12 protein-coding genes and 3 pseudogenes are annotated in these 10,944 nt (G+C 62.3%); 7 read left to right on the forward strand and 8 right to left on the reverse strand.

What is annotated here, in order from left to right:
* Positions 1-1,134: 1,134 nt before the first annotated feature.
* The 3 genes from FV242_RS34900 to FV242_RS29935 all read right to left on the reverse strand — a co-directional run bounded on the left by FV242_RS34900 (position 1,135) and on the right by FV242_RS29935 (position 2,438).
* Positions 1,135-1,278 carry a hypothetical protein gene (locus FV242_RS34900; protein WP_187278617.1) on the reverse strand — a complete coding sequence of 48 codons (144 nt, stop codon included), beginning with the start codon at positions 1,276-1,278 and terminating at the stop codon, positions 1,135-1,137.
* Positions 1,279-1,625: 347 nt separating this feature from the next.
* Complete coding sequence (locus FV242_RS29930) at positions 1,626-2,066, reverse strand: BLUF domain-containing protein (protein WP_246692952.1); 441 nt, start codon at positions 2,064-2,066, stop codon at positions 1,626-1,628.
* Between the two features lie 183 nt (positions 2,067-2,249).
* Entirely contained in the window at positions 2,250-2,438 is a 189-nt protein-coding gene (locus FV242_RS29935; RefSeq protein WP_147941459.1) for a hypothetical protein, read from the reverse strand.
* 525 nt (positions 2,439-2,963) lie between these two features.
* Between FV242_RS29935 and FV242_RS36195 the strand changes: the two genes are divergently transcribed.
* The 6 genes and pseudogenes from FV242_RS36195 (at position 2,964) to FV242_RS29960 (ending at position 6,671) form a co-directional block, all read left to right on the forward strand.
* Positions 2,964-3,095, forward strand: a complete 132-nt coding sequence (locus FV242_RS36195) for a hypothetical protein (protein ID WP_281407118.1) — start codon at positions 2,964-2,966, stop codon at positions 3,093-3,095.
* Between the two features lie 413 nt (positions 3,096-3,508).
* The gene (gene rutD / locus FV242_RS29945) at positions 3,509-4,306 is read left to right on the forward strand and encodes a pyrimidine utilization protein D (RefSeq protein ID WP_147941460.1); all 798 of its coding nucleotides are present in this window, start codon (positions 3,509-3,511) and stop codon (positions 4,304-4,306) included.
* Positions 4,307-5,064: 758 nt separating this feature from the next.
* Positions 5,065-5,567: pseudogene (locus FV242_RS35885) on the forward strand (transposase); the annotation flags it as partial.
* Positions 5,565-5,885, forward strand: a pseudogene (locus FV242_RS34910) (MucR family transcriptional regulator); the annotation flags it as partial. The pseudogenes FV242_RS35885 and FV242_RS34910, both read left to right, overlap by 3 nt.
* Positions 5,886-6,191: 306 nt before the next feature.
* A complete protein-coding gene (locus FV242_RS29955; protein WP_147941461.1) occupies positions 6,192-6,401 on the forward strand; it encodes a cold-shock protein in 210 nt (69 codons plus the stop codon).
* A gap of 69 nt (positions 6,402-6,470) precedes the next feature.
* Positions 6,471-6,671 (forward strand): hypothetical protein, encoded by a 201-nt coding sequence (locus FV242_RS29960; protein WP_147853188.1) that lies wholly within the window; start codon positions 6,471-6,473, stop codon positions 6,669-6,671.
* A gap of 41 nt (positions 6,672-6,712) precedes the next feature.
* On the opposite strand, the gene FV242_RS35890 is transcribed toward FV242_RS29960, so the two are convergent.
* The 4 genes from FV242_RS35890 to FV242_RS29980 form a co-directional block, all read right to left on the reverse strand.
* Positions 6,713-7,291 carry a site-specific integrase gene (locus tag FV242_RS35890; RefSeq protein WP_246692953.1) on the reverse strand — a complete coding sequence of 193 codons (579 nt, stop codon included), beginning with the start codon at positions 7,289-7,291 and terminating at the stop codon, positions 6,713-6,715.
* A gap of 649 nt (positions 7,292-7,940) precedes the next feature.
* Complete coding sequence (locus tag FV242_RS29970) at positions 7,941-8,177, reverse strand: hypothetical protein (protein WP_147910961.1); 237 nt, start codon at positions 8,175-8,177, stop codon at positions 7,941-7,943.
* Between the two features lie 78 nt (positions 8,178-8,255).
* Positions 8,256-8,399, reverse strand: coding sequence for a transposase (locus FV242_RS36415; RefSeq protein WP_147910960.1), 144 nt, complete (start codon positions 8,397-8,399; stop codon positions 8,256-8,258).
* Between the two features lie 232 nt (positions 8,400-8,631).
* Entirely contained in the window at positions 8,632-8,901 is a 270-nt protein-coding gene (locus tag FV242_RS29980; protein ID WP_147941462.1) for a hypothetical protein, read from the reverse strand.
* A gap of 303 nt (positions 8,902-9,204) precedes the next feature.
* Here FV242_RS29980 and FV242_RS34915 point away from each other — a divergent pair, with 303 nt between their 5' ends.
* Positions 9,205-9,381: a hypothetical protein gene (locus FV242_RS34915; RefSeq protein ID WP_187278615.1), complete on the forward strand. Its 177-nt coding sequence runs from the start codon at positions 9,205-9,207 to the stop codon at positions 9,379-9,381.
* Positions 9,382-10,110: 729 nt separating this feature from the next.
* Here FV242_RS34915 and FV242_RS29990 read toward each other — a convergent pair.
* Positions 10,111-10,944, reverse strand: a pseudogene (locus tag FV242_RS29990) (IS630 family transposase); the annotation flags it as partial.

Genomic DNA, 10,944 nt, shown 5'->3' on the forward strand with positions numbered 1-10,944 from the left:
TGAGGCCGGAGACCACGACCATACCGAGGGGCGCCAGAACGCCGAGTGCGATCCAGGTGCGGGCGGAACGGAACGGACGCGTCAGGCGCTGCATCGAGGGCATCAGGCACCTCGCGATCGCGCCTACACTGGCGTTACCGTAGCATGTAGGTCTTAAGCCGCCCTTTCGTGCTGATGAGACCTGCGACCGATGCATCTATCTACGTACCCCCATCAAGGCAGTTGTGACCAAGCGCGATGCATGCCGGGACGAAGCCAAGCGCCTGGAAGCCCGACGGTCACCGATCCAGGTACCGTCGCCCATGCCTCACCATGATGGCATCGCAACTCGCCAGACGGTCATGGCGAGTTGGATTCCTAACACCCGAGCGTCAGCCGATGACCGGTCCGGCGTCATCCGCTGATGCGACCGGGTCAGCCGATGAGACGTCCAGGATTCTGATGTGGCTCGAATGTTTGTATCTTGCGTCGATCCGGTATGAATGAGGGGCCTCTGAAATGGGGGCACCCCGATGTCGGACGAGAGCCAGCCGCAAACCCCACCCCCGGGCGTCCCGGTTGGACACCCCCGGCCCGGAAGTCCCGCAAGGGAATGTCGAAGCGGCTGAAGCACAGCATCGACGCCCATGCCGAGACCGAGGCAGGGCGCCGACAAGCCCGTCAGAAGATCGGAACGCCGAAGCGCGATGACGTTGGCAGGGCGGTGCTGCACGCGATGCTGCGGGGCCTACAAAGCCACCGGATCTGGAGGAGCCGCAAAGCCTACGGCGCTACACAATCCGTCTGCTGGGTGCGGCGCTATTCGACAAGGGAGAGGCCGAGCGGGTGATGGCAGAAATGCTGGTTCGGGCCGACCACAACCGAAAGGAGTAGATCTACGGCCGCAAGTTCTGGGTGTGGCGCGATTGCGAGTGCCAAGGACCCCGCCCCGAGCGTCCGGCCGCTCCCAAGGGCAAGGTCCGGTCGATCCCGCGTCGACCGGACGGCACGATGCACTGGACGAACACGACTCCGCGCCCGCCGGGTTCGAAGCGCCGGAGCGCGTTACCGGATGACCTCAGCTGAGCGGTTCTCGGCTTGGTGCTACTAACGGGAGGCCCAGGGGGCGAGGTGTTTTCTTGTGCGCCTGAAAGGTCAGCTTACCGCCCAGAGCAACGGGACCGGACCGGCCAGGAACAGGGCCGAGGACAGGAGCACGGCGAAGTGCTCGCGGTGATAGAGGGCGAAGGCGTGAGCTCGGGCGAACATGAGATGAGGCGGATCGAATGGAAGCATCATGCTCACCCTCGAACCTTGACCGATCGGAGGCATTCCGCACCCTCCATAGGCGGTCTTCGAGCACCGTCGCATCCGAGCCACGGACGGTTGGAAGTGCTGTTGCGCACGCCCCGGTGATCAAATCGGGCGTATCCATGTCATCAAGGCTGTCCTCCGCCCCCTCAGGCGGCCCGATCAAGCGGCGCAGTAACCTTCTAGGTTACTGCGCCGTTGTCGTTTCAGTATCTATGTGAGTGCAATGGAGCTGATCGCCTAAAAAAACACTTTGCCTCCTTGGCACAATGCCGAGCGTGAATCGCTTCCACATGCACCAGCCATAAGCAACGTGTTGAATCGATTGACGTCAGTCAGCTGGCGATACGTTGCCCCTGCCGTTTTGCCTGCTCGAACTCTTGCAGGTCGAGGGCGAGCTGAAGGATCTGCGTGCTCTTCATCCGGACGGGATCCAGAGCGCCGCCGATGCCATGGCTTAAATAGACCTCCTGCACCTCCGGTGAACGCAGGGCGCCGCCCATGGTCCAATTCGGGAAGGATCGGCTGGCAACATCGTGGACATTCACAATGGTTGCGCTGGAGTGACGACTGTCGCGTGCGATGCGATTGTAGGTCTCGGTCACCTTGGCCCGTTCACCCTCGAGGATCTGCAAGAACCACGTCTTGTCGAAGATCAGGAAGCCGGTCACGCCGTCGCGGCTGTTGTTGCGCTGCGAGGCAGAGACGATCTCGCGCAGATTCGTGAGCATCTGACGGTCGCCACCGGGAACCGTGTTGCGGCTGTAGTAGACCAACTGATGGATCATTAGGGCTGTGCCTCATTGGGGCCGCCAGCGGCCCTCATCTAACCAGCTATAACGGCCAAGCTGACGAATGATCCTTGATTGATAGCTCCTGTTAGTGGTGTATTTTGCTGCAACAATAACGCTGAGTTAACGCGATTTGCATGCGCCTTGTGCTGTTGGCCAGCGTTGGCATTAGCCCCGCCTAGCCCGATCCCTCTCTTCAGCGCGGACCGCTTCTACCGCGGCGATAACGTTCTCCAGCTCGGCGACCTGACGCATAGAGCCCCCTGACGGCAGCCCATCGTGCTCGGCCACCGCCAAAATGATCGTGCGCTGGTGCGACTTCAGGCGTTCAAGGAGGACGTCGAGCTGGTTGGACATGGGCGGGCTGTAGCCGCGAGAGCGGGTATCGACAGTATACGCATTTCGACAGCTACGTTTACTGAGACTATTCTAGCGGCATGCGCTACGCTTTCGCCGCCCTACTCCTCATGGCTTCATCAGCCAGCGCCGAGCCGTGGACCCAGCCCCCCGATTTGAGTCGCGACGTAGATTCAATGGCCGAGTCGCCGGACAAAGGCCCATCAGGCGAGCGGGACGCCAAGGGCTATTTCGAGCGGCTGGATCGGGCGGGCTTCAACTGTGATGCGCAGGACAAGGCGCCTCGCCGCATCGTCATACAGTGCAGCAACGGACGCGAAAACTCTCTCACCTATCGCTGTGAGTTTGTTGGGGCGGGCTATCTGGATCTCACTGAAGCAACAGTGGATGGACACCGCCTAAGCAAGTCCGAACTTATCATGCATCAATCGGGCGTCTGGAGCGGGGAGCTTCGATCCCCGCCCGGTAGGCGCCTTCCGGCCTCAGACCGTCGCGGACTGTGCGTTCTGAAGCGCCAGGCTGTGCATGTGGGAGATCGACGCCACCCTGCCGGACGATGAGAAGAGTCGCGCCGTCGACGACTTCATCAGCTCCGCCGTGCTACGCGCCGCGGAACTGGCCGAGATCGAGTTCGCCGCCCGCCCGGAGGTGTGCTGATGTCGGTCGAGCGGCCGCCCCATCCCGGCCGCACGTCGCCCAGCGCCGCGCCCTCGACGTAATCCGGTGCGGCGAGACCCCGCGCTGCTCTCCGAAGACGCTGAAGGCCCTGCTCGGCGCTGGGCTGATCGTGGGCGCCGGGGGGCGAGACCCGTCGCGATGCGCTCGGATCCTACCGGGTGCCAAGCTACGCCATGCCGATCCCGGTTCACTTCGCCTGGTGCTCGGCCGTCGCCTCGGGGGACAAGGAGATGGCTGCGTTCGAGGCCGAGCTGGAGGGGCTGCACTGACTGCCTCGCGCGCACACGCTCTTGTGGAGGTGGCCTTGGAAAGGCGGTTCAGCGGCCACTCAGACGAAATGCGTTGGCAGGACATTTGCCACCCTTCAGAGCCGATCAGCCGAGGTTCAAGCCATGCACTACGTCATTCACGGGCGATGCGAGGAAACCGCTCCGACTATCTTGATGTCGGCTGGGCTTGGCGGCTTGGGCTCATACTGGAAGCCTCAAATTGATGCTCTCGGCGCACAGTACCGTGTCGTGGTCTACGACCACCGCGGGACGGGTAAGAACTGGGAAGAGCTGAGTGCCGAATATTCGATAGCCGATATGGCTGATGATGTGCTCGACGTTCTTGATCGAGCAGGCGTGCGACGCTGCCACTTCGTCGGCCACGCGCTCGGTGGTCTGGTCGGCATAGATCTCGCCCTGCGTGCAGCGGGACGCCTGTCGAGCTTGGTTCTCGTCAATGCGTGGGCGAAGGTCGACGCCCACACCCGGCGCTGCTTCGATGCCCGTACCGCGCTTCTGAAACACGGAGGTCCCGAAGCTTACCTCCGGGCCCAGCCGATCTTTCTCTACCCCGCTCCCTGGCTGTCGCAACATCCGGAGCGCGTGGCACGGGAGCAAGCCGAGGGTGTCCGGCATTTCCAAGGGAGCCACAATCTTCATGCTCGCCTTGGAGCACTCCTCGCGTTCGATGCCGAGGCGCGACTGGGTGAAATCCAGGTACCAACTCTGGTCGCAGCTTCGCGCGACGATGTGCTGGTCCCGTACACGCGCTCGGAGGATCTCGCTCGCGCCATCCCGGCTTCGCGCTTGGCGCTAGCTGCTGAGGGCGGCCACGCCCATTCAGCCACAGGCCCTGATCGGTTCAACGCCGATCTGACAGACTTTCTCAAGAAGGTCATCCATGCCCGCCACCCCCATTGAGGCCGCTGCTGACGCCTTCCTGCGCATTGTCGTGGAGAGCGAGGGGAGAGCAGCGCCGCCGCCAACCCCCGCTCGGCCAAAGGCCGGCCGTGGTTGACTCCATGGCGCCCGTGGAAGTTGATGACTTCGACGTGGCCGGCCTCGCCGCGGATCCAATTAGCGCCGCCTGCTGGGCCTAGCTACGCCGGGTCGGCCATGCCCTACACGCTGCCAAACCGGACGAGGACTTTGTCGGCCTGTCCGTCGAGATCGCGGGGATGGACCCTGCCCATTCCGGTTGGCGCGCGATCGTGCTCGAAATGGCATCGCACGGGATCAGAGGGCGCTCGTCGTGACCGGCCTATACCAGCGAGTTTAGCCCATGGCGCCTAGCCTCTATCAGCAGGCACGACGCCGCTGCTCGATCCCTCAAGCGAAGTGCGTGGGCAGGCTCAGTGCCTGCGCGTAGGTCATCAGTACGAAAGCGCCGCCGATCAGCGTGGCGGCTATGGTGATGCGGTTGGCCCAGGTCATCGTCGTCTCCATCGGGTTCGCGACTGTCGTCGCGGTGTGATCCCGATGTATGCCCAGGCTTTCAGGTCCGACGTGTTCTGGAACACCAGCGCCGTAAAAGGTCGATAGATTTTCCGCTGAGAGGATACGGGCGGCTCACTCGCGCACGCGCGAGTGAGAAACCTCGGTGACCCTGACCCACCAAACTGGTCCGCGCTGAGCGCAAGTGCTTCGGGCATCCTGAACCCTGAAGGAGGGTGGATGCCATGCCTCGCAAGCGCTTTACGAACGAACAGATCGCCTTCGCCCTTCGGCAGGCGGAGAACGGCGCGACGGTGGACGAGGTCTGCCGGAAGATGGGTGTGTCCGAGCCAACGTTCTACCGCTGGAAGAAGCAGTTCGTCGGCATGGGCGTGCCGGAGATCCGGCGGCTGAAGCAGCTGGAGGACGAGAACAGCAAGCTCAAACGATTGGTGGCCGACCTGACGCTGGATCGCTCGATGTTGCAGGATGTCCTGAAGCGAAAGTGGTAAGGCCCGGCGCTCGCCGTGAAGTCGCCGGCCACCTGCAGGTGGCCTACGGCATCAGCGAGCGTCGGGCCTGCCGGGCCACCGGTTTTGGCCGCTCGTCCCAGCGTTACAGGAAGCGCTCTGACCCGCAGGTTGCGCTGCGGATGCGGCTGAAGGAACTCGCTGCCGCGCGGGTGCGCTACGGCTACCGACGGCTGCATATCCTACTGCGACGGGAGGGCTGGGAGGTGAGCCACAAGCCCACCCCCTCGCAGATCCGGAAGTCGGTCACTCCCGATGCGCTGATCAGCTTCGTCGACGGCAAGCCGTACAAGACCCTGAAGCGGCACCTCAATGGCGTCGGCATGACGATCGAGCAGTACCGGGAGCGCTACAGCTTGCCGCGCGACTATCCCTCGACGGCCGCCAGCTACTCCGAGGCGCGCTCCAAGCTCGCCCACAGCTTCGGCCTCGGTCAGAAGCGTAAGAATGCGGCTCCGAAGGCCGCCGAGCCCGCTGAGACCGTCTCCGATAAGCCCAAGCGTGCCGGCCGGCCGCGGAAGGCCAAGGAGGCCTAAGGAGGGGCTGATTAGCGCCTTCTGGAAAAGGTCGCGCCGGCGATCCTGACCGTCACGTTGATAGACATGGCGGCAGGTCCGTAGGGGATATGAAGGCCTCAAGCTTGTCCGCATGATTTGAAGTGTGGTTGTGATTGTCTCGCAAATAGCGTAGTGGTCACTTATCGATCTTTGGCCAAATATTGGGCCGCCTCGCCTCAACAGGGCGAGCGCTCGGCATTTCTCCCATTTTCGACGAATAACAATCGAGCGCGTGCAGTGCATGCGCTCAACCTATCGGCTTGCCTACAGCAATACGGAATATTTATGCCTATCGGTACTGTGAAATGGTTCAACGAAACCAAGGGCTTCGGCTTTATCCAGCCTGACGATGGCGGCAATGATGTGTTCGTGCACATCTCGGCCGTAGAGCGTGCAGGGATGCGTAATCTCATTGAGGGACAAAAGATCTCTTACGAGATGGAAAGCGACAAGCGCAGCGGCAAGCAGTCTGCTGGCAACCTCCAGTCCGCTTGAGCGTCGCTTATCTATCTATGACCAGCTTCGAAGCCGTTCCCCTGGGAGCGGCTTCATGGAGGACGATTGATGTCTCATAAATTCAAGCTTGGTCAGAGCGTTCGGCAGCTCGGTATCAACTACGGCAACAATAAAAGCACCGTCGTCGACGGCCTTTACGAGGTTGTTCGGCTCATGCCTGACGACCGGTCCGGCGAGCCTTGCTACCGGATTAAGTCTGATGGTGGCGAGCGTGCTGCTCGGGAAGGCGAACTCGCTCTCGTCTCCTAAGAAACCTCAGTCGAGCGGGTCCTATCGTGCAACCAGGCAGCCTATAAAAACCCGCTTCCTGAGTGCCCCTTAAAGGCGTTCGCTCGCAGAATGTATCCGACGACGGTCCGCGGATCCCGGTAGCCGGACTGATCCATGATCCGCGCGAGATCGGCCCCGCGCTCGGCTGCTGTGGTAATGTAGCCAGCTCGCAGGCTGTGAACCCCGAAGGTCGAGGCATCGAGCCCGGCAGCCGTACAGTACCGCTTGATGATATCGGCCACCGCGTGGGTGGTCAGCCGGGGCGTAGCAAGCGCCTCCTCAGTTTTGAGGGTGCCTCGCACATTCCCTGATCGTGACACCGGCCGGAACACTGGCCCCTGGACGATCCCAGCCGCGTTGAGCCATTCCCGCACCAACGCCACTGGCCGGATGAACCTCCCGTGCGGGATCGCCTTCTCCAGCCCCCTACCCGCTTGGTCCGTCTTCGACCGGCGAACCCGGACCCGCAGGCCCTCGGGATCCTCGACCAGGTCGGTGACGTCGAGGACGACGAGCTCAGACCGGCGGAACGCGCCCGCGAAGCCCGACGCCAGCAGCGCCCAATCCCGCTTGCCCGTCAGGGTGTCCAGCGTTCGCATCAGAAGCGCTGCTAGGATCTCAGCCGTGGCAGCTGCTCTTTCTGAGTCGGCGCCACGCCCACCTTGCGCCGGGCGTCCATCATCGCGGCGCGAACACCTTCGTCCTCTGTCGGGTCGGCGGCGCCCGCAAGCTTGTACGCGCACCGGATCGCGGCGATCCACCGGCCTAGCGTCGAAGCGGCACACCCCTCCTCCGCCTCCGACACGATGAAAGCGGCCACTGCCTCTGGGCTTGCCGGCAACGACCGAGGCCCGAACCGGGCGCACTAGTCCTGAAACACCTGGGCGTCCGAGGTGTAGCCCGCACGGTCGCGTCGGCCTTGCTGGGCCGCTGATAGGCTCGAACGACCGCTGCAGCTTCGGCCGGCAGTTTTTGCAGCCTCCGCGTAATCTTCGATGAGTAAGGCTTTGGCTGACGTCGCTCAGTTTCCGGGGCTTCGTGCGAGTCGAGCCCTGTCCGACCCATCTGTTCGGCCAGTTCTGCGCACCAACCAACTGGCAGATCGACTCCGCGCATCCGCGCCCGCGCCTCGACGGAAGCCGGCAGCCGCTGCTAAAGCTCCGGCGCCAACTGCTGTGCGTCAGAAGAGAACCCGGGGTTCCGAGGCGCGGCCAAGGCGGCTTCTCGGGGGAATCCAATCGTCGTTCACTACCCGCCGCCCTGTTGTCCGCGCCCGAATTTGCGCGCCAACGCTTCCTGCCAGCCGATCGGCGGGTCGATGATCCCGCGGAGCCGCGCTGCCTCTTTGACGTTGCGCAGAATGACGTCCCATTCGGCTTCGCTGGCCTGGGCAGGCGGTGCAAACCCCATCGCGTGCGCGATGGCCTCGGCCGATCGCCGCCACTCCGCTGGGAGGAACGGAAGGCTTTCGTTGTCGTCTGTCATGTGAGGCGATCCACCATTGCCCTTGCTCGAACGGCGAACCCTACAGAGGGCTTCGATCCTCGGCATATAGCCTCGGCTTCATTTCTTCACGGCTGCTTCGCGAGCGACATCCGAGGCCGACACGCCCGGCTCGAACGAGGCAACCACAAGCCGCTCTTTCACCGCCCGCGTCCAGCTTCGCCGCCGCTTCGACCTCACCAATTCGATGCCCGACCGCGTCATGCTCAAAGTCCTAGGATTACTCCTATGACCTCAACCCGACCCGACCATCACACAAGGCGGTCCTCACCGGACGCGTACCCCCTTGATGGCGTACTCGCCGGCTCGGCCCCGTCGCCCGATCTGATCACGGGCCGGCGGGGGAGGTCGTCTATCTCACCGGCGTCTGCATAGGCTGCCGGGACTGGATGATATCCGGCCGAGCTACGATAGGTGCTACCGGCAGGCCATGCGGTCAGAAGCGGGTCTGCCGGATCTTGGTTGAAAGCTGCTCGGCGCGCCTCTTGTGGCTGCCACGTTTTGCTTCCTGCCGCGCCACATCCAGGGCACGACGACGACCCTGGTTGTCCTCGATCTTTGACCAGAGGCGCACGAGGGCGAGAAGGTCGTCCCCTTCGTCGACAGACCGCTCGTCTATGAACTCGGCGACCGGCGCATCGAGTGCGCGAGCAACCCGTTCCAGGATAGAGGCGTGGTCGGCGAAACTGGGATCAAGCGTGTCCATAATCGCGCAACACGCCATCGATCGGTCAGATCGCGCATGAATTCAAGATACCGTGAAGCACCTTTGCTCGGCCCTTCCCATTGAGTCCATCCCGGAATTGGGGCGCTTCGTACCCACCCTGAAGCGCAAATCCAGAACTGGGCATGAGCAGCAACAACCGATCATGGTTGTAGTTCATTTAATGCAACTGATGAGCGAGTCTGTTAACTAACTGTTAACTTTGCCTTCGCATCATAAGTGAGTTTTGAGGGTAGGGCTATGGATACAGATCGCGCGTCTGCTGACTTCATGAGGATTGATAGAGTGATCGTGCTGGATCGTGCCGTTCTTCAGGCAATCGATCTACGGGAAACTATCTTCGATATTGATGATGGCGATTTGACAATAATGATTGATGTTTTGTTGCTCTACCTGGGACAGATGACAGCAAATTGCGTTCAGCAATCAAAAATTAGAACAAATATGTCCGATGCGGCGTGACAGAAGTTTATTTTCTAGTACTTGGTTGCGAATAGATTTTAACTAATCGTTTTGATTTTGCTGATGCGCAGATCTGTATAGTCTTCTTTGGCCGGCTTGAGCTTGTGATCTGATCACGGATGGCGGGGTGCGTAGGCTATCTCTTCGCGAGAACGCCGACTATGAGGCTCCATATCGTTCGATCAATTCCTGGCGTCCTGATGCGGTGATTTCGTACTCGGCGCTGTCTTCTGCCGGCCGCGCTCGACCAGTGCCCACCACCAATCCCAGCGTTTCAAGGCGCCGCATGTAGACGCTGATCTGATAGAACCGCGGTCCGGTCGCCGCGAGGGTTCGGAGCCGAGAGAGACTGCTGGGCGCGAGCTTATGCATCGCCGGAGAGTGTACCTATAGGCGGCTGTTGCGTCAGTCCTGGCTACCGCAAATCCACAGTGCCTTCCGCAATCGCACGCCGGGCCCTCACCATTCTCTTCGGGAAAAATGACCTCTGCAGCTTTACGATGCGGCGGGCTCGATGCACTTCTGAACCAATCGAGCGGTACGTAGCTGCGCGGTCCGCTCGCCCAGCACCTGTTTCTCGGCGTCGAGATCTTGGTTGACCTGATCTGCGTGTTCTCGGCGAACTGCGTCTCTGGCGGTGAACGAGCTGAGATGACCTCGTGCACGGGGATGCAATTTGGACATGGTGTGCAGTGCCTCGTCAGCTCGACCGTGAGCTAGTGCACTGACTCAGACGGATGGTTCAGGGGCTCGATTGAGGGCGTCGAAGATGGCGGCGGCGGGCTTGGTCCAGACGAAGGATCGTGGGCTTTGGTTGTGCTCACCGATGTAGCGTTTGATGGCGGCCTGTAGGTCGACGATGCCGGTGAAGGTGCCTCGCCGGAGGCGACGGCGCGTCAGCGTGGAGAAGAAGCCCTCGACGGCATTGAGCCAGGAAGCCGAGGTCGGTGTGAAGTTGAACGTCCATCGCGGGTGGCGGGTGGCGGGTGAGCCAGGCGCGCACCTTCGGGTGCTTGTGGCTGCCGTAATTGTCGAGCACCACGTGGATCGCCTTGCCCGCGGGGACTGCCGCCTCGACGGTGTTGAGGAAACGGATGACCTCACCGTGGCGATGGCGCTGCATGCAGCGGCCGAGCACGGTGCCTTCCAGGACGTCGAGGGCGGCAAACAAGGTCGTGGTGCCGTGGCGGGTGTCGTCGTGCGTCTGAGCGGCGGGATGCCCGGGTCCGAGCGGCTGGTCGGGACGGGTTCGCTCCAGGGCCTGGATCTGGGACTTTTCGTCGATGGACAGCACGACGTCGTGGGCGGGCGGTTGCATATAGAGACCGACCACATCCTCGACCTTCTCGGCGAAGGCCGGGTCGTGGGAGCGCTTGAAGGTCCGCACCTGATGCGGTTGCAGGCTGTGCTCCTGCCATATCCGCTGCACGGAGCGGAGTGAGATGCCGGTCCGCGCAGCGACGGCGCGGCCGGTCCAGTGCGTGACCTCGTCCGGCAGTTCCGAACACGTCAGCGCCAGCACCGTCGCCACGGTGCGGGTGGAATGCGGCGGGGTGCCGGGTG

The organism is Methylobacterium sp. WL64 (genome assembly GCF_008039945.1).
Lineage (GTDB): Bacteria > Pseudomonadota > Alphaproteobacteria > Rhizobiales > Beijerinckiaceae > Methylobacterium.

Bases quoted from the DNA above. Each gene is read 5' to 3' on its own strand.
- FV242_RS34900 (WP_187278617.1), bottom strand. From the start codon at position 1,278: ATGATGCTTCCATTCGATCCGCCTCATCTCATGTTCGCCCGAGCTCAC.
- FV242_RS29935 (WP_147941459.1), bottom strand. From the start codon at position 2,438: ATGTCCAACCAGCTCGACGTCCTCCTTGAACGCCTGAAGTCGCACCAG.
- FV242_RS36195 (WP_281407118.1), top strand. From the start codon at position 2,964: ATGTGGGAGATCGACGCCACCCTGCCGGACGATGAGAAGAGTCGCGCC.
- rutD (WP_147941460.1), top strand. From the start codon at position 3,509: ATGCACTACGTCATTCACGGGCGATGCGAGGAAACCGCTCCGACTATC.
- FV242_RS29955 (WP_147941461.1), top strand. From the start codon at position 6,192: ATGCCTATCGGTACTGTGAAATGGTTCAACGAAACCAAGGGCTTCGGC.
- FV242_RS29960 (WP_147853188.1), top strand. From the start codon at position 6,471: ATGTCTCATAAATTCAAGCTTGGTCAGAGCGTTCGGCAGCTCGGTATC.
- FV242_RS35890 (WP_246692953.1), bottom strand. From the start codon at position 7,291: ATGCGAACGCTGGACACCCTGACGGGCAAGCGGGATTGGGCGCTGCTG.
- FV242_RS29970 (WP_147910961.1), bottom strand. From the start codon at position 8,177: ATGACAGACGACAACGAAAGCCTTCCGTTCCTCCCAGCGGAGTGGCGG.
- FV242_RS36415 (WP_147910960.1), bottom strand. From the start codon at position 8,399: ATGACGCGGTCGGGCATCGAATTGGTGAGGTCGAAGCGGCGGCGAAGC.
- FV242_RS29980 (WP_147941462.1), bottom strand. From the start codon at position 8,901: ATGGACACGCTTGATCCCAGTTTCGCCGACCACGCCTCTATCCTGGAA.